At 50.9% G+C, this 16,893-nt stretch carries 17 protein-coding genes and 1 riboswitch; of the genes, 16 read left to right on the forward strand and 1 reads right to left on the reverse strand.

The annotated features are described in order from the left end of the window. The first annotated feature begins 10 nt into the window (after positions 1-10). The 10 genes from H9Q79_RS02615 to H9Q79_RS02660 all read left to right on the forward strand — a co-directional run bounded on the left by H9Q79_RS02615 (position 11) and on the right by H9Q79_RS02660 (position 9,581). A complete protein-coding gene (locus H9Q79_RS02615) occupies positions 11-1,000 on the forward strand; it encodes a nucleoside hydrolase (protein WP_118642260.1) in 990 nt (329 codons plus the stop codon). Further along, positions 1,000-1,575: an ECF transporter S component gene (locus H9Q79_RS02620; protein ID WP_118642258.1), complete on the forward strand. Its 576-nt coding sequence runs from the start codon at positions 1,000-1,002 to the stop codon at positions 1,573-1,575. Before H9Q79_RS02615 ends, H9Q79_RS02620 begins: the two co-directional genes overlap by 1 nt. Further along, positions 1,562-2,251 carry a radical SAM protein gene (locus H9Q79_RS02625; protein ID WP_118642256.1) on the forward strand — a complete coding sequence of 230 codons (690 nt, stop codon included), beginning with the start codon at positions 1,562-1,564 and terminating at the stop codon, positions 2,249-2,251. Before H9Q79_RS02620 ends, H9Q79_RS02625 begins: the two co-directional genes overlap by 14 nt. A gap of 83 nt (positions 2,252-2,334) precedes the next feature. Beyond that, positions 2,335-5,088, forward strand: coding sequence for a translation factor GTPase family protein (locus H9Q79_RS02630; protein WP_118642254.1), 2,754 nt, complete (start codon positions 2,335-2,337; stop codon positions 5,086-5,088). Positions 5,089-5,112: 24 nt separating this feature from the next. Next, positions 5,113-6,036, forward strand: coding sequence for a magnesium transporter CorA family protein (locus H9Q79_RS02635; RefSeq protein ID WP_249329137.1), 924 nt, complete (start codon positions 5,113-5,115; stop codon positions 6,034-6,036). A 312-nt stretch (positions 6,037-6,348) separates the two neighbouring features. After that, positions 6,349-6,444, forward strand: a riboswitch (THF riboswitch). 120 nt (positions 6,445-6,564) lie between these two features. After that, entirely contained in the window at positions 6,565-7,122 is a 558-nt protein-coding gene (gene folE, locus H9Q79_RS02640) for a GTP cyclohydrolase I FolE (protein ID WP_118642248.1), read from the forward strand. After that, on the forward strand, positions 7,119-7,625 hold the full coding sequence (locus H9Q79_RS02645; protein ID WP_249329138.1) for an HD domain-containing protein: 507 nt from the start codon (positions 7,119-7,121) through the stop codon (positions 7,623-7,625). The genes folE and H9Q79_RS02645 overlap by 4 nt, the downstream gene beginning before the upstream one ends. A 19-nt stretch (positions 7,626-7,644) precedes the next feature. Then, the gene (folP, locus tag H9Q79_RS02650) at positions 7,645-8,451 is read left to right on the forward strand and encodes a dihydropteroate synthase (RefSeq protein WP_118642246.1); all 807 of its coding nucleotides are present in this window, start codon (positions 7,645-7,647) and stop codon (positions 8,449-8,451) included. Between the two features lie 3 nt (positions 8,452-8,454). Continuing rightward, complete coding sequence (gene folK, locus H9Q79_RS02655; protein ID WP_249329139.1) at positions 8,455-9,276, forward strand: 2-amino-4-hydroxy-6-hydroxymethyldihydropteridine diphosphokinase; 822 nt, start codon at positions 8,455-8,457, stop codon at positions 9,274-9,276. Positions 9,277-9,392: 116 nt separating this feature from the next. Beyond that, positions 9,393-9,581, forward strand: a complete 189-nt coding sequence (locus H9Q79_RS02660; RefSeq protein WP_118642244.1) for a hypothetical protein — start codon at positions 9,393-9,395, stop codon at positions 9,579-9,581. Between the two features lie 306 nt (positions 9,582-9,887). On the opposite strand, the gene H9Q79_RS02665 is transcribed toward H9Q79_RS02660, so the two are convergent. Then, entirely contained in the window at positions 9,888-11,594 is a 1,707-nt protein-coding gene (locus tag H9Q79_RS02665; RefSeq protein WP_118642242.1) for an ABC-ATPase domain-containing protein, read from the reverse strand. A 222-nt stretch (positions 11,595-11,816) separates the two neighbouring features. Here H9Q79_RS02665 and H9Q79_RS02670 point away from each other — a divergent pair, with 222 nt between their 5' ends. The 6 genes from H9Q79_RS02670 to H9Q79_RS02695 all read left to right on the forward strand — a co-directional run bounded on the left by H9Q79_RS02670 (position 11,817) and on the right by H9Q79_RS02695 (position 16,892). Further along, complete coding sequence (locus tag H9Q79_RS02670; protein WP_118642240.1) at positions 11,817-13,022, forward strand: FprA family A-type flavoprotein; 1,206 nt, start codon at positions 11,817-11,819, stop codon at positions 13,020-13,022. 278 nt (positions 13,023-13,300) lie between these two features. Then, positions 13,301-14,068, forward strand: a complete 768-nt coding sequence (locus H9Q79_RS02675) for an amidohydrolase family protein (RefSeq protein ID WP_249329140.1) — start codon at positions 13,301-13,303, stop codon at positions 14,066-14,068. Continuing rightward, the gene (locus H9Q79_RS02680; RefSeq protein WP_118642238.1) at positions 14,065-14,577 is read left to right on the forward strand and encodes an ECF transporter S component; all 513 of its coding nucleotides are present in this window, start codon (positions 14,065-14,067) and stop codon (positions 14,575-14,577) included. The genes H9Q79_RS02675 and H9Q79_RS02680 overlap by 4 nt, the downstream gene beginning before the upstream one ends. A 183-nt stretch (positions 14,578-14,760) precedes the next feature. Further along, on the forward strand, positions 14,761-15,933 hold the full coding sequence (locus tag H9Q79_RS02685; RefSeq protein WP_249329141.1) for a cation:proton antiporter: 1,173 nt from the start codon (positions 14,761-14,763) through the stop codon (positions 15,931-15,933). A 185-nt stretch (positions 15,934-16,118) separates the two neighbouring features. Beyond that, positions 16,119-16,439: a helix-turn-helix domain-containing protein gene (locus H9Q79_RS02690; protein WP_118642236.1), complete on the forward strand. Its 321-nt coding sequence runs from the start codon at positions 16,119-16,121 to the stop codon at positions 16,437-16,439. 87 nt (positions 16,440-16,526) lie between these two features. Beyond that, entirely contained in the window at positions 16,527-16,892 is a 366-nt protein-coding gene (locus H9Q79_RS02695) for a hypothetical protein (protein ID WP_118642234.1), read from the forward strand. Position 16,893 lies beyond the last annotated feature (1 nt).

Below are 16,893 nucleotides of genomic sequence, written 5' to 3' on the forward strand. Positions count from 1 at the left end.
GAATTCAGAGATGGAGAGAAGAAATGTGATTATAGACTGCGATCCGGGGATTGATGACAGTCTGGCGCTGATGTTGGCGCTGGCTTCGCCTGAGCTGCGGGTGCTGGGCATCACAACGGTATGCGGGAATGTGCCGGCGGAGCTGGGAGCGGCGAATGCCCTGAAGGTGCTCAGGCGGATGGGGCGCCTGGATATTCCGGTTTATCAGGGAGCGGAGAAGCCTCTGGCGAGGGAATACGTGAGCGCTCAGGATACACATGGGGCGGATGGTATGGGAGAATCGTGGATAGAGGATGTGACGGAGGCGGAAGCGCGTCCTGGAGCGGTGGATTTTATCCTGGAATCCCTGAGGATGGAAGAACGGGTGTCTGTTCTGGCCATTGGTCCGATGACGAATGTGGCCCTGGCGCTGAAGAAGGACAGAGAGGCGTTTCGGCGTCTGGATACGCTGATCTCGATGGGAGGAAGCTATAAAAGCCATGGAAACTGTTCTCCGGTGGCTGAATACAATTACTGGTGCGATCCGGAGGCTGCGGAATATGTATACCGGAACCTGGGAGCGGCGGTCCATATGGTAGGGCTGGATGTGACCCGGAAAATCGTTCTGACGCCCAATGTACTGGAATACATGAAAATACTGAATCCTGATATGGGCCATTTTGTGGAGAAGCTGACACGGTTTTACTTTGACTTTCACTGGAAATATGAGCGTGTCATAGGGTGTGTGATTAACGATCCCCTGGCAGTCGCTTATTTTATAAATCCGGAGCTTTGCAGGAGCTTTGAAGCCTATACAGAGATAGAGACACAGGGGATCTCAGCCGGACAGTCGGTGGTGGACGGCATGGATTTCTGGCACAGGGAGCCTAACAGCCGGGTATTGACCGAAGTGGACAGCCTGGGATTTATGACAATGTTCCTCAGCAGACTCTGCGGCGGGACAGAAGCGGAGATCAACAGGACGCTTCGGCAGATCCTGGTGGAACAGGGAGGATTCTGATGAGACGTACAAAGGTTTTAAAGCTTTCGGTGACTGCACTGTGTATCGCGTTGAATATGATCGGAGGGACGATCGCTCTGTGGCTGAAGCTGCCTGTTTATCTGGACAGCGTCGGGACAATTTTGGCGGGCGGACTGCTGGGGCCCCTGTACGGAGGGGCCGCCGGGCTGGGGAGCGCGCTTCTCTGTGGATTTACCTCGGATGTCTATGCTCTGTATTTTATGCCTGTGGGGGCAATTACGGGTCTCATGGCAGGGGTACTGTTCAGAAAATCATTTTTCAGAGGGTTTAAGATGGTGCTGGGGACTGCAGTACTGACCGTGCCGGGCACGGCTGTCAGCGCTTCGATCTCCGCGTTTCTGTTTGGCGGAGTGACTTCTTCCGGTTCATCCCTGCTGGTCCAGTTGTTCCGCCATTTAGGCTTCAGCTTGATGGCCAGTGCGTTTGCCGTGCAGATCCTGACAGATTATGCGGACCGGCTGATTTCCTGCGGCCTCGTGATGGCGCTGATGTCCTGCCTGACGGTGCAGATGAAGAGGATGCTGAGAGGAGGGGATGTTCATGGAACGCTATAATGTAATCAGAGAAAAAAATCCCCGGGAAATTGTCTTATTAAAGGGATTTCCCTGTATCTGGGGGAAATGTGCTTTCTGTGATTATACAGATGACAATTCCCGGGATGAGGATGAAATGCTGGCCCTGAATTCCAGAATACTGTCCAGAGTGACAGGAGAGAAAGGAGTGCTGGAGGTGATTAATTCCGGCAGCTGCTTTGAGCTGCCGGAAGGTACCAGAGAGGAAATCCGCCGGATCGCCAGAGAGAGGGGGATCCGCCGATTATTTTTTGAAAGCCACTGGCTCTATCGGAAAAGGCTGGAAGAAATGCGGGCGTATATGGGAATTCCGGTCACTTATAAGATTGGGGTTGAGACCTTCAATCATGAATTCCGGGAAAGGGTCCTGAATAAACATGCCGGTTTTAAACGGCCGGAGGAGGTGGCGCGCTATTTTGATTCGCCGTGTATCATGGTGGGAATCAAAGGGCAGACCAAAGAAATGATAGACTATGATATTCGTATGGTGAAAAAGCATTTTCGACTGGGGACGGTCAGCGTATTTACCAATAACACTACAAAAATCAGGCAGGATCCGGAGCTGGTGAAATGGTTTGTTAGGGAGTATGCATGGCTGAGAGAGGACCCTTCCATAGAGGTGCTCTATGAAAATACAGATTTCGGAGTGGGCGACTAAAGGTAAACGGCCGGAAGTTGGGGGTTTGTAAGTTTGCTGTTTTTCTGGTACAATAATTGCCAGAGAATAAAGGAGGAATTTTCATGGAAAACAGGCATCTCGTGATAGGCATCCTGGCCCACGTGGACGCAGGGAAAACAACATTGTCGGAAGGGCTGCTATATCTGACCGGCAGCATCCGGAAAATGGGCAGGGTGGACCATCAGGACGCCTTTCTGGATACATATGAGTTGGAAAAAGCCCGGGGGATCACGATTTTTTCTAAACAGGCCGAATTCTCCCTGGGCGATTGTGGGATCACCCTGCTGGACACGCCTGGCCATGTGGATTTTTCACCGGAGATGGAGCGGACGCTTCAGGTGCTGGATTATGCGGTGCTGGTTATCAGCGCCGCTGACGGTGTACAGGGTCAGGTGCGGATCCTGTGGAAGCTGTTAAAGCGATATGGGATTCCTGTTTTTCTGTTCATCAATAAAATGGATCAGCCTGGTACGGACCGGGAAGCGGTACTGCAGCAGCTTCGGCAGGAGCTGGACGGGCGGTGTATGGATTTTGGGGCAGACCTGAGAGGGGAGCAGCAGCAGGAAGACCTGGCAGTGTGCGAAGAGGGGCTGTTGGAGAGATATCTGGACGGCGAGCCCGTAAGGGCTTCGGATATCCGGAAGCTGATCCGGGAACGGAAAGTATTTCCCTGTTATTTCGGATCAGCGCTGAAAATGCAGGGCGTGGATCAGTTCCTGGACGGTCTGCGGGAATATATGCAGTGCCTGCCCTGTCCCGGAGAATTTGGCGCCCGGGTGTTTAAGATATCCAGAGACGGACAGGGAAACCGCCTGACCTGGATGAAGATCACCGGCGGGAGCCTGAAAGTCAAGGCTCTATTATCAGGACGTGACGGAGAGGAGACATGGGAGGAAAAGGCAGACCAGCTCCGCGTCTATTCCGGGTCTGGTTTTCGTCTGGTGCAGAGTGCGGAGGCGGGAATGGTCTGTGCGGTCACGGGCCTATCACATACCAGGGTCGGGGAGGGGCTGGGCGCCGAGACGAACGGAGAGCAGGAGCTGCTGGAGCCGGTGCTGACTTACCGTCTGATTCTGCCGGAGGATGCCGACCAGAACAGCGCGCTGAAAAACCTGAGGCTTTTAGAGGAAGAAGAGCCAATGCTGCATGTGTCCTGTGAAGAGAAGACGGGGGAAATCTTTGTCCAGGTTATGGGACAGGTGCAGATGGATATCCTGAAACAGCTGATGAAGGAACGATATGGGATTTCCGTCGGTTTTGGAGAGGGAACCATCGTATACAAGGAGACGATCAGAAAACCGGTGGAAGGGGTCGGGCATTTTGAGCCTCTGCGCCATTATGCGGAGGTGCATCTTCTGCTGGAGCCGGGAGAGCCTGGAAGCGGCCTGCAGTTTGACAGCAGCTGCAGAGAAGATGTGCTGGATAAGAACTGGCAGCGGCTGGTCCTGACCCATCTGGAGGAACGGCATCACAGAGGCGTGCTGACGGGTTCGGAGATTACGGATATGAAGATTACACTTCTGACCGGACGGGCGCACCAGAAGCACACAGAGGGCGGAGATTTCCGGCAGGCAACTTACCGGGCCGTGCGCCAGGGGCTGATGATGGCAGAAAATGTCCTGCTGGAGCCTGTGTATGAATTACGACTGGAACTGCCGGCGGAAAATCTGGGCAGGGCACTTTCGGATCTGCAGCGTATGGGAGGAACTACGGAGCCTCCGGAATCGGACGGGACCAGGGCTCTGGTAAAAGGCAGCGTTCCGGCGGCGTCTCTGGGCAACTACCAGGAAGAGGTCACCGCGTATACGAGAGGCCAGGGAAGAATGTTCTGCAGCCTGAAAGGCTACGAGCCCTGCCACAATCCGGAAGAGGTGATTGAGCAACGGCAGTACCGTCCGGACCAGGATCTGGATCAGCCGTCAGGCTCTGTGTTCTGTTCCCATGGGGCAGGGGTTGTGGTGCCGTGGAACCAGGTGCGGGAACACATGCATATAGACAGCGGTTGGGAGGCGGAGGCTGAGAAACCTGTGCCTGAGGAAGAGCAGGGCGGAGATGCTGCAGGCGGTACAGGAGTCCGGAAGGCGGGAAAGTCCTCCTGGAAAGAAGATAATCACCGGTTTGCTGCCCAGGAAAAGGAACTTCAGGAAATATTTGAGCGAACCTTCAGAACGTCAGGGAAGGAAGATGAGAAAAAACCTGGATGGAAACGGCCGGGAGCCGGAAAACGTGCCGGCACATCCGGCGGGAGCGGAATGGATGGAAGAGTCCGGACGTCTGCGGCGGGGAAAAAGCCGGAGAAGGAATATCTGCTGGTGGATGGTTATAATATTATTTTTGCCTGGGAGGAATTGAAGCTTCTGGCGGAGGTGAACATAGATTCAGCAAGAGACCGGCTGATGGATATCCTCTCTAATTATCAGGGATACCGGCCCTGTACGCTGATCCTGGTTTTTGATGCTTACAAGGTGTCCGGCGGACAGGGCGAGGTGATGAAATACCATAACATTTATGTGGTCTATACGAAGGAGGCAGAGACGGCCGACCAGTACATTGAGAAAACAGTCCATGAGATAGGACGCAGGTATCAGGTGACCGTAGCAACCTCTGATGCCCTGGAACAGGTGATTATCCTGGGGGCAGGAGCGGTGCGCATGTCAGCGGCAGGCCTTCTGGATGAGATACGGAATGCGGAGCAGGAAGTGCGCAGCGAATATCTGGACAGAAAGAATGGTGAAAAAAATTATCTGCTGGATGGGGCGCCGGAAGAAGTGGCGAAGACCATGGAGGCGGTCAGGCTCGGGAAAAAAGAACTTTAGTTTCCGGACAGTTAGGGAGGAATCATGCGGTATAGAATAGAAGAAGGGCTGATACCCGTAAGCCGTGAGGAAGAAACGGAGGGAAAGCCTTATGTGGAAGTCGTTACCCGGCAGGAATTTGAAACACTGCCTTCGGGGCTTCAGGGGAAGCGGATGCTGCTCAGGGGAATGGAAAATGTCCGGTATTGCAAGGCGGAAATGTTAAAGGACAGCATTATAGGAACTCTCCTGGTCCCCAGAAAAGAAGATTTGATAGGGAAGAAGCTTACCATCGGTTATTACCTGGACGGCAGCAGGCTGATCTTTCTGGACGATTCCGGAGAGGTTGGGAAGATTTTTGAACGGTTGGAGGAGGTCCAGCTTCTGGGTAAAAACCTGCCGGGGCTGATTCTCCAGGAAGTCCTGGAATTGTTTATTGAGGATGACTCACTGTTCCTGGATGAGTACGAGGATATGATGAGCGACCGGGAGGCGGAGGTAACCGGGAAACCGGACGCGGTGCCGGAAGATTTTGATGCGGCTGTGATGAAGATCAGGCGTGAGATGATGGCGCTGAACCGCTATTACAAACAGCTGGAGGAGATGGCAGAGGAGCTGGCCAACTGTCCCAATGGCGTGTTGGGCGGGGAAGAGAAACGCATGTTCACTTTTTTCTCCGGTAGAGCCGGCCGCCTGTATTCAGACGCCCAGATGCTCTGGGAGTACGCGCTGCAGATTCGGGACCAGTATCAGTCTACGATCAATCAGCGGCAGAACAGTATCATGCAGTTTCTCACAATCGTGACGACAGTTTTCATGCCTCTCACGCTGATCACCGGATGGTATGGAATGAATTTTTCCAAAATGCCGGAATTGGACTGGGAGTACGGGTATGGCGTAGTGATCATTCTTGCGGTAGTTCTCGTCATAGCGGAAATCCTGATTTTCCGTAAGAAGAAATGGCTGTGAACCGCTCACGCTGCTACACAATGTATACTCCAGAGCATCCCGTAATGCATGTCCCTGGCGGGACGGGGAAACAGCCTACGCTGTTTCACAATGTATACTCCAGAGCATCCCGTAATGCATGTCCCTGGCGGGACGGGGAAACAGCCTACGCTGTTTCACAATGTATACTCCAGAGTATCCCGTAATGCATGTCCCTGGCGGGACGGGGAAACAGCTTACGCTGTTTCACAATGTATCTGATTTAATACATCCAGTTGAAAAAAGTAGTTGTAGTTTCTGCAGGCTGTGGTATAATGTAGAAAAATGAACAAATGCAAAATAGGATTCCATGCGTCAAGTGTTCACCGGATGGGGAGTTGCCGTGAAACGAAAAGCTCGTCTTACGATATGGAATCTGCACCCGTTGCAATAAGTAGATGCGAAACATCTTGTATTGTTAAGGGATACAAGGTGTTTTTTTGCTTTCAGGAAGAGGGATTCCCTATGGCAATGCAGCGGATTTTTATATTTACGTTGGAGGAATGAAAGATGATGGATGATAAAAAGATCGAAGAGGGCGTCCGGCTGTTCCTGGAAGGGATCGGCGAGGACGTGAACCGGGAAGGCCTGCTTGATACGCCGGCCAGAGTTGCCCGCATGTGCCATCAGATCTATGGCGGACTGGATCTGGATCCGGGGGAACATCTTCAGAAGCAGTTCGAATCCGTGAACAATAATATGGTGATTGAGAAGGATATCACCTTTTATTCTACCTGTGAACATCATCTGCTCCCTTTCTATGGCAAAGCCCATGTGGCGTACATCCCCAATGGGAGGGTTGCCGGCTTGAGCAAGCTGGCCCGGACTGTGGAAGTTTACGCCAGGCGCGCTCAGATCCAGGAGAATATGACGGCGCAGATTGCCGACGCCATGGAGAAATATCTGAATCCCAAGGGCGTAATGGTGATGATCGAAGCAGAACATCTGTGCATGACCATGCGAGGTGTGCAAAAGCCTGGTACGAAGACGGTGACTATGATGGTGAGGGGGGCGTTTGCCGAGGACTATCAGCTTCAGCAGACGTTTCTTCAGATGGTGAAAGGATGAATCCGGGATCAGAGTCAGGCATGGAACGGGTAAACCTGATCTGGAATCACAGCCTGTATCAGGAAGCATACCGGAAGATTCAGGAGCTGGAACAGGAACGGCCGTTTTGCGGCCATTCTGCGGAACACTTCCTGGATGTGGCGCGCCTCGCCTGGATCTATAATCTGGAGGATGGCAGTGGGCTGGATAAGGAGTGTGTCTATGCGGCGGCACTGCTGCATGACATCGGGCGCCACCTTCAGTATCTGCAGGGAATTCCTCACCATGAAGCCAGTGCGGAGCTGGCGGCGGAACTGTTACCCCAGTGCGGATTTTCCTCCGGGGAGGCGGAAGAGATACTGTGTGCTATCAGGAGCCACAGAGAATCCGGTATCCGGGAAGAGAAAAGCCTTCGGGGGTATCTGTATAAGGCGGACAAACTATCCAGAATTTGCCTGGCCTGCCCGGCGGCTGCAGATTGTGACTGGCCGGAGGATAAGAAGAATAGGAAAATCGTTTATTAGCATCAGGAGGTGGTTTATCATGAGGATCGGCAGCAGAGAATTCGATACGGAGCATCAGACTTATGTGATGGGAATACTCAATGTTACGCCGGATTCTTTTTCGGACGGCGGGCGGTATAACCGGATGGATGCCGCGCTTTTTCATGCAGAAGAGATGATAAAGGAGGGCGCGGATCTGATTGATGTGGGCGGGGAGTCCACAAGGCCGGGTTATACGGTGATCCCCGATCAGGAGGAGACCGAGAGAGTGGCGCCGGTCATAGAAGCCCTGACCGGCCGGTTTGACGTTCCGGTTTCTGTGGACACCTATAAGAGCAGTGTCGCAGAAGCGGCGGTAGCAGCCGGAGCGAGCCTGATTAATGATATTTGGGGACTGAAGGCTGATCCGGATATGGCATCCGTGGCAGCGCGTACAGGAGCGGCCTGCTGCCTGATGCATAACCGGAAGGAGGCAAATTATCAGGATTTCCGGAAGGAGCTGATCTCAGATCTCCAGGAGTGTGTAGAGCTGGCACGGAGCGCAGGCATACCGGATGACAGGATTATCCTGGACCCGGGCGTGGGATTCGGCAAGACCTATGAGATGAACCTTCAGGCGATCGCCCATCTGGAAGAAGTGCGTGCCATGGGATTTCCGGTGCTTCTGGGAACATCCAGAAAATCAGTGATCGGACGGACATTGGATCTGCCCGCAGACCAGAGGCTGGAGGGAACGCTGGTGACAACGGTTTTGGGAGTGCAGCAGGGCTGTGCATTTATCCGCGTACACGATGTGAAAGAAAACAAGCGGGCGGTACAGATGACAAAAGCGATTATGGAGCGGTAAAAGATGGATAGAATTCGAATTCAGGAACTGGAAGTGTTTGCGAACCACGGAGTATTTCCGGAGGAAAATGCCCTGGGACAGAAGTTTGTCCTGTCGGCGGTTTTATATACAGATACGAGGAAAGCGGGCATGACCGATGATCTGTCAGCGTCCATTCACTATGGCGAGGTCAGCCAGATGATCCGTGATTTCGTGGAAGGGCATACCTTTAAGCTGCTGGAAAGTGTGGTTGAGCGTCTGGCAGTTGAACTGCTGACGAAGGTACCGAACCTGAACCGGGTGTGGCTGGAGATCCAGAAGCCCTGGGCCCCGGTACACCTCCCGTTAAAGACTGTCTCTGTAGAGATTGAGCGGGGATGGCATAAGGCTTATATAGCGTTAGGCTCAAATATGGGAGACAAGCTTTCTTACCTGCAACAGGGAGTGGAGCTTTTAGAGAAGACAGAGGGCTGTCGTGTGATGAAAGTTTCTGATTTTATTTCGACCGCGCCTTACGGATATCTGGAGCAGGATGATTTTCTGAACGGCTGCCTGGAGCTGGATACACTTCTGACACCTGAGGAGCTTTTGGAACGTCTCCATGCGATTGAGCTGGCTGCCAACAGGGAGCGAAAGGTCCACTGGGGTCCCAGAACCCTGGATCTGGATATTGTTTTTTACGATGATCTGATCATGGACAGCGAGGAGCTTACCATCCCGCATATAGAGATGCATAAGCGTGATTTTGTACTTCGTCCCATGAACCAGCTGGCGCCATGGAAACGACATCCGCTGCTTTTGAAAACAGTGGCACAGCTGCTGGAGGAGATCAAGGGAATCCAATAACGGACAGATCCGGATGGCTTCCGTTGAAAGAATTTGTTTTGAAAAAAGGGGCCGGGCCAGAGAATAGAAGCGCTGTGAAGCGGAGATACTTCCTTTGAAAAAGGAGGAAACCGCGGATGAAAAAGCAGGAAACAACTGAAAAAAATCTGGAAAATGCGCAAAAGGATGATGAGAGCTTCTATGCATGTTCTGCATGGGACTGTACAGGGTTAATCCCATCCCTTCCGGAAAATGAAGAAGAGCTGGATGCTTACGAGGATATTTACCCATATATCCAGAGGCCAGTAGAAAAGAATAAAAAATAATCAGTAATGTTGAATTGAAGCAGCCGGATCAAAAGTCCGGCTGTTTTTGCATCCAATAACCGGAAGCTGAGGGAAGTGCAGAGAACAGTCCATATGGTGAGAGCCGGAATTCTTCGGGAGTGGCAGGCTCTGGCAACTATTTCTCTGCAGTAATTGTCTGTGGATTTTCTGCCTGTATAACAGGAAACAAACTGCTGCAGTGGCTGAACTGGTGCAGCCTCATCGGAATGGCCGGCAGGAAGAACTGCCCGGATTACAGATCACTTCCTGAACAGTAACCTGCACGGCCCTCAGATCATGGATCATTCAGTTGAATTGAAGCTCTCTGCACCGGTCAAAGCAGGCGAAGATTTCCTGGCGCCGGGGCCGGCAGAGATCGGATGCCAGATAGGAGGAATCGGACAGGGAAGCCAGGCCCTGGCTGTCCATCCTCCGTTCCAGCTCCAGGACAATATCTGTCAGCGTGCGCCGTCCGTCCATCAAGTGTTTTGAGGCGTATACCAGCAGATAGGAAAGGGCAGCCAGCTGCTCTGAATCCACCAACTGTTCCAGATAGCGCAGATCCGTGGTGGAACGGTTAATCTGTATAGCTTCTTTACCCAGAACCTTCATTTTAAGCCGGTCAAAATTCTGGAGAGAAGAGGTTGGTTTCGGCCGCCTGTTGAAAGCGGGTATCCGGAAAGCTTCGGCAGCCCTGACGGCGCCGCCGAAAGAGGCAGCCTTTTCTCTGGCCTTAGCTGTGATGTCAAATGGCAGATACTCCTTCATCTGGATGATGACATCTGCGGTGTGGAAATAAGAACCGGAGCTTCCGGCCACGATCACTGAGGATATTCCCGCCTCATCATAGAGGGAACGCACGCGGCTGATAAAGGGGGTGATTGGCTCCTCTCTGTCGGCAACCACGCTCTGCATCAACTCGTCCCGGATCATAAAGTTCGTGGCAGAGGTATCCTCATCGATCAGAAACAGTGAGGTGCCTGATTCCAGACCCTCTATCACATTGGCGGCCTGGGAGGTGCTGCCGCTGGCATCTTCCGTGGAAAAACCGCGGGTATTCCGGCCGCCGGGCAGATGATTGATAAACAGGGAGATGTCAACATTGCTGATAGAGCGGGAATCCTCTGCCCTCAGCTTTACCGCAGAAGCATCGGTGATCACATATTCCCTACCGTCTCCGGAAATATGGTTATAGACTCCACGTTCCAGGGCCTTCAGCAGGGTGGATTTCCCGTGAAAACCTCCGCCTACGACCAGAGTAATCCCCTTCCTGATGCCCATGCCCTTCAGCGGTCCGTGATTTGGAAGCTCCATGGTGAATTCCATGGATGGAGGGGACTGGAAGGGTACGGCCTGTCTCATAGGCCGCTCCGAAACGCCGGATAGGCGGGGAAGAACAGCGCCGTTGGCGATAAAGGCGATAAGTCCCTGTTCCTTCAGCTGTGCCCGGATATATTCCTGGTCCTCGCACAGAGCCCGTACAGCCTGACATTTCCGCTTGTCCAGGTTCCGGTACATCAGGCTGGAGGTCACGCAGCCGGGGAGAAAATCATACAGTATGCGGATCAGCTCTCCGGCATGAATCGTGCGTCCGCCTGCCGGGAAACCAATCTGCATGCGGAGCACCAGGGAGCCGTCGGCGGGATTCAGTGAGCAGGCGGAACGCTCCAGAATCTCCTGTCCGCAGCGGCTGACTGAGAGCAGGCCGCTCTTCCCGCTGCCCTTCGCTTTAAAATTGTATTTTTCAATCTCTGTATAGAACAGGCGGGTCAGATGGTCCTGCAGCGCCGTCTGTTTTGGACGGCTGTTAAAAAGCTCAGCCGGGAATCCGGCAGTTTTCCCGTCGATGTGGATGCTGACGCGGGAGGGCGACGCGAAGGGATCGCCCTGGACATGGTCGATGGACAGCAGGTAATCCGGGAAACGGTAGCAGCCCTGGGTAGATTTGTAAGCAGGGTAGCTTTTGTGGTCAATGGATTGGAGAAGAGCTCTCAGCTCCTGTGCAGATTTCATGATTTATCACCTCTTACGATCAATTTTCAAACAACAGCTTACCATACTGCGGAAAAAAAGTCCATGGGAACAGAAGCTGCGGGTTGAGTGCCCAGGATACAGACAGTGTTTACAGCAAAGCATAAATGTTTGTAATTTAATACTTGTTGGCAGGATGGTTCAATGTTATAATTTTCCTGATTAGAAACTACAAACTATAGCAGAGAAAGGAAGAGAACAGACATGCATTGTGTGAAGAAAATTAATGATGATTTGTACTGGGTTGGCGGGACAGACCGCAGGCTGGCGCTTTTTGAAAATGTATACCCGATTCCAAGGGGCGTTTCCTATAATGCTTATATGATGATGGATGAGAAAACAGTTTTGCTGGATACCGTAGATCAATCGGTCAGCGGCCAGTTTTTTGAGAATGTGGAGTATGTGCTTGGCGGCAGGTCTCTTGACTATATGGTTGTCAATCACATGGAGCCGGATCACTGTTCCATGATTGAAGAGATTGTCAGGAGATATCCGGATGTAAAAGTTATCTGCAATGCTAAGACAGCGGCAATGATCAGGCAGTTCTTTTCTTTTGATATTGATGCGATAGCTGTCCTGGTCAAGGAAGGGGATACTTTTTCAGCAGGGAAGCATACGTTAACCTTTGTGAATGCGCCTATGGTTCACTGGCCGGAGGTTATGGTCACTTATGATCTGACGGACAAGATTCTTTTCTCAGCCGATGCTTTCGGAACGTTTGGCGCCATGAACGGCAATCTTTTTGCCGATGAAGTGGACTTTGAACATGACTGGCTGGATGACGCCAGAAGATATTATACGAATATTGTGGGGAAATACGGCACTCAGGCTCAGGCGCTGCTGAAAAAGGCTTCCGGCCTGGAGATCAGCATGATCTGTCCGCTTCACGGTCCGGTTTGGCGGGAGAATATCGGCTGGTTTGTGGATAAGTACCTGAAATGGAGTTCCTATACCCCGGAGAAGCCGTCGGTGCTGATCGCATACGGTTCCATATACGGGCATACGGAGAATATGGCTAACGTACTGGCGTCACGTCTGGCTGATCTGGGGGTCAGAGACATCGCTGTCTACGATGTTTCTTCAACTCATCCGTCTTATATCCTGTCGGAGGCATTCCGCAGAAGCCATCTGGTATTTGCGTCTGTTACATATAATGGCGGGATTTTCAGCAATATGGAACATCTGCTGCTGGAGCTGAAGGCCCATAACCTCCAGAACCGCACAGTTGCGGTCATGGACAATGGAAGCTGGTCTGCCCAGGCAGGAAAACAGATGAAAGATATTCTTGCAGGAATGAAGAATGTAGAGATTCTGGAGCAGAGTGTCTCCATCAAGTCCAGCCTAAAGGAAGAGCAGATGGCTGAAGTGGAAGCTCTGGCCCAGGCAATCGCAGAATCAGTTAAAAATTGATATAACAGAAATCCAAATGAACATTCAGGGCATGGGAACATTAGATTCCGTGCCTTGTTTTATTATATCATAGGAAAGAGTGTCTTATGATAAAAAAGATCGCACTGCGGCGGAGAGGAAGAGTGTTGCAAATGCAACCCGCCGCAGGCGGAGAATCTCGCTTGCGGCAGTCTTTTTTGTGTAATAAAACTGGACTGGTTAAATAATTCAAAACTGCATATTTTAGTCGTGCCATATCTCGTGTATACTCAGCAGTAAAGCGAAAAGGAGTGAGAGTAATGAATGAGTTCAGTAAATTCAAGAAAATTGATGCGCACACCCACATAGGGAAGTTTGGCAATCCTTTTAACATTGATTTTGATGTGGACCGGCTGGCGGAGCAAATGGATACCTATCAGATTGAGAAGACAATTCTCTGCGCGGCGGGTTGCCATCTGAATGAAGAGACGGCAGAAGCATACCGCCAGCATCCGGACAAAATCCTTCCGGTAGTCTGGGTGAATCCGGCTGAGGGCCAGACGGCTTACGATATGCTGGAGCATTATATCAGGGATGAGGGTTTTGTGGGAGCCAAGCTGCAGCCGTTATTCGATGCCTATACGGCTGATGACGAATGTGTGGATCCAGTGGCGGAAATCTGCAGGAAGTATGGAAAGCCTATGTTTATCCATTGTGGCCATCCGCCCTATTCTCTGCCATGGCAGATCGGGCTGCTGGCGGAACGCCATCCGGATGTGCCGATGGTCATGCTTCATATGGGCCATGGCCATGGCGTGTACATAGACGGCACGATTAAAATGGCCAGGAAATATGACAATCTGTATCTGGAATGCTCGGGAATGCCCATGGGCTGTCAGATCAAAAATGCCTATGAGACGGTTGGGAGCGGCCGGGTGATGTTCGGAATTGATTCGCCGTTTCACCATCCGACTGTGGAGATTCAGCGGGTGCTGTCCTGCGGCCTGGGTGACAGTGAACTGGAAAATGTATTTTATCATAACGCGGCCCGCCTGATGGGGCTTGGCGGAGAGGGAGGACAGAAATGAAGACAAGAACGGTAACAGCGACGGCGTTGATGGCAGCACTGGTGTTTGCAGGGACTTATTTCTTTAAAATACCGTCGCCCTTTGGCGGATATGCACATCTGGGAGACTGTATGATCATCCTGGGAGTATGTGTCCTTGGCATGACAAGGGGAATGCTGGCCGCTGCGATTGGAGCAGGCCTTGCAGATCTTCTGGGAGGGTATATGATCTGGGTCTTGCCGACAGCGGCCATCAAAGGTATCTGGGCATTACTGATGGGGTTGTTTATGTATAAGCTGATGCGGGAAGTGCGTTTTGGATGGCTGGCCGGCGCGGTAACGGGCGGGCTGGTTCAGATTGTTCTCTATACGCTGGTAAAGATCCCTCTGTACGGACAGTATGGAGCCGTTGCGGAAATCCCGCTTCTTGCCGGGCAGACCGTGTGTGGCATAGTATTTGGAAGTGTTCTGTATCTGATGTTTGAAAAGAGTTCTATTCTCGGCAAGCTCAGAACCTTGTGCAGAGGCTGAGCACAGGAAGTATAAATGATTGGTAACATGCGGAAATACCGGCTCGCATTTTGAGCCGGTATTTTTGGGTGGAAAAAATTACCAGAGCCCTGCTGTTTTTTTATTTTTGACGGGATTTCTATGGAATTTATTGGTGTAATCTGCTAGACTATAACTGAAATTATATAAAAGGGGGTAAATTAAGTGGAAACGTATGCGATACTGAGAGATTTGGCAATTATCATTGTCGTGGCTAAGCTGTTCGGGATTTTAGCCCGAATGTGCAAGGCTCCTCAGGTGGTGGGAGAAATCATCGCCGGGATTCTGATAGGGCCAAGTCTTCTCGGGCTGGTGCAGCAATCGGATTTCCTCAATCAGATGGCTGAGATCGGGGTAATCCTTTTGATGTTTTCGGCAGGACTGGGCACAAATCTGAAGGATTTGCTTAGAACGGGGGTGAAGGCTCTCATGATCGCGTGCGCAGGGGTTTTTGTTCCGCTGATAGCAGGAGCCCTCGTGTATATGGGATTCTATGGCGCCTCTCCCTGGGGATCAGATGGTTTTTACCGGGCAGTTTTTATCGGCGTAATACTGACAGCCACATCTGTGAGCATAACGGTACAGGCTCTGAAGGAATTAGGCAAGCTGAAGACGGAAGTCGGGACAACTATTCTGAATGCCGCAATCATCGATGATGTGATCGGGATTATTGTGCTGACTGTAGTGATTGGGTTCAAGGATCCTGCCTCAAACCCCCTGAAGGTCGGCATTTCAACTCTGTTGTTCTTCGTCTGTGCTATTGTTGTCGGTTTTATCTGTTATAAAGTATTTAAAAAACTGGACGACTGTTTTCCCCATACACGGAGGATACCCATCCTCGGCCTGGCGCTCTGCTTTATCATGGCCTATGTGGCAGAGAAGTTTTTTGGGATTGCAGATATCACAGGTGCCTATGTGGCAGGCGTGATGCTGTGCTCTATCAATGATTCCGGTTACATAGAAGAAAAGATGGATATTAGTTCTTACATGATATTCGGCCCGATCTTTTTTGCCAGCATTGGACTGAAGACAAATATCAGCGGCATGACAGGACAGCTTCTGCTGTTTTCACTGTGTTTTGTGTTGGCCGGTATGGTTGCAAAGGTCATCGGCTGCGGCCTGATGGCAAAAGCCTGCAAGTTCAACAGCAGAGATTCATTGAAAATTGGTGTGGGAATGATGACAAGAGGGGAGGTAGCACTGATTGTAGCCCAGAAGGGACTGGGCGCCGGATTTCTGACCGGGGAGTTTTTCAGCGCGGTTATATTGCTGATTGTGGTATCAAGCATACTGACGCCAATCATCTTGAAATTGCTTTACGCGAAGGACATTAAGTAGAGCAGAAAAAATGAAGGTTTGTCTTTACTATTACCACAAAATGAAATAATATAGTATTAAATGATGATATACAAAAGAGTTGTATGTCATAATATGGGATGAACTGTTTCAACATTTACAAACTGTATAAAATGCTGAAAACTCGTTAGAATGGATATATCTGAAGATAAACGAGGATAATATCCATGGACGAGAGCTATGTGAACGAGAAAATCAAACGGATATGTGAAGATAAGGGCTGGACAGAATACAGGCTCGCGAAGGAATGTGGTATACCCAATTCAACCGTCCATAACATTCTTCACAAGGTGACAGTGCCTTCATTTATATCATTAATGAAAATCTGCGATGGGTTTGGTATTACCATGGCGCAGTTTTTCGCGGAAGGTGAATATTTGGATCTGACGGATGACCAGAGAGAGGTATTGGATATCTACAGGCATTTGTCAATTCACGAACGGGAAATAGCTGTCGCTTATCTAAAAGGTCTTGCATCCAGAACATGAATTCATTTAGCTCAAAAGCATTGTTACAACTTTTGGGCTATTTTTATGTCTGTGACAGGAATCCCGGATCGGGGAGGCTACTGGACAATGGATGGAAAAAGAGAGAAAACAAGAGCGTATAGTAGAAGGGAGAGTGATGAAAAGACAATGCCGGAAATTGACAAATTTCTGTCAAAAGGAAGCAGCGAAGCTTTAAAATATTTTACGGGAAAGTGTCCAATGACCCAGGAAGGGTTCGAAATCTGTATCCGTGAAATGATACAGCTGGGATGTGATGAGTTATACTCTGAGTTCACAGAGAAGCACCGCAGGTTTCTGGGTGAATTCAACCAAAAGATAGAGATCCTGGAAGAGGAGAGCCGGAAAGATGGACTCTCCGATCAGGAAAAGGAAAAAATGTGGACTGAAATCATGAAAAAAATCAAAGATATCAAAGCTGACCAGGAAGAATAGA

Source organism: Wansuia hejianensis (genome assembly GCF_014337215.1).
GTDB classification, from domain to species: Bacteria; Bacillota; Clostridia; order Lachnospirales; family Lachnospiraceae; genus Scatomonas; species Scatomonas hejianensis.

What these genes read in the sequence shown, in the direction of transcription:
- folE (WP_118642248.1), top strand. Translation starts at nt 6,565, where the DNA reads ATGATGGATGATAAAAAGATCGAAGAGGGCGTCCGGCTGTTCCTGGAA.
- H9Q79_RS02630 (WP_118642254.1), top strand. Translation starts at nt 2,335, where the DNA reads ATGGAAAACAGGCATCTCGTGATAGGCATCCTGGCCCACGTGGACGCA.
- H9Q79_RS02670 (WP_118642240.1), top strand. Translation starts at nt 11,817, where the DNA reads ATGCATTGTGTGAAGAAAATTAATGATGATTTGTACTGGGTTGGCGGG.
- H9Q79_RS02680 (WP_118642238.1), top strand. Translation starts at nt 14,065, where the DNA reads ATGAAGACAAGAACGGTAACAGCGACGGCGTTGATGGCAGCACTGGTG.
- H9Q79_RS02615 (WP_118642260.1), top strand. Translation starts at nt 11, where the DNA reads ATGGAGAGAAGAAATGTGATTATAGACTGCGATCCGGGGATTGATGAC.
- folK (WP_249329139.1), top strand. Translation starts at nt 8,455, where the DNA reads ATGGATAGAATTCGAATTCAGGAACTGGAAGTGTTTGCGAACCACGGA.
- folP (WP_118642246.1), top strand. Translation starts at nt 7,645, where the DNA reads ATGAGGATCGGCAGCAGAGAATTCGATACGGAGCATCAGACTTATGTG.
- H9Q79_RS02620 (WP_118642258.1), top strand. Translation starts at nt 1,000, where the DNA reads ATGAGACGTACAAAGGTTTTAAAGCTTTCGGTGACTGCACTGTGTATC.
- H9Q79_RS02645 (WP_249329138.1), top strand. Translation starts at nt 7,119, where the DNA reads ATGAATCCGGGATCAGAGTCAGGCATGGAACGGGTAAACCTGATCTGG.
- H9Q79_RS02660 (WP_118642244.1), top strand. Translation starts at nt 9,393, where the DNA reads ATGAAAAAGCAGGAAACAACTGAAAAAAATCTGGAAAATGCGCAAAAG.
- H9Q79_RS02625 (WP_118642256.1), top strand. Translation starts at nt 1,562, where the DNA reads ATGGAACGCTATAATGTAATCAGAGAAAAAAATCCCCGGGAAATTGTC.
- H9Q79_RS02690 (WP_118642236.1), top strand. Translation starts at nt 16,119, where the DNA reads ATGGACGAGAGCTATGTGAACGAGAAAATCAAACGGATATGTGAAGAT.
- H9Q79_RS02665 (WP_118642242.1), bottom strand. Translation starts at nt 11,594, where the DNA reads ATGAAATCTGCACAGGAGCTGAGAGCTCTTCTCCAATCCATTGACCAC.
- H9Q79_RS02695 (WP_118642234.1), top strand. Translation starts at nt 16,527, where the DNA reads ATGGATGGAAAAAGAGAGAAAACAAGAGCGTATAGTAGAAGGGAGAGT.
- H9Q79_RS02635 (WP_249329137.1), top strand. Translation starts at nt 5,113, where the DNA reads ATGCGGTATAGAATAGAAGAAGGGCTGATACCCGTAAGCCGTGAGGAA.
- H9Q79_RS02675 (WP_249329140.1), top strand. Translation starts at nt 13,301, where the DNA reads ATGAATGAGTTCAGTAAATTCAAGAAAATTGATGCGCACACCCACATA.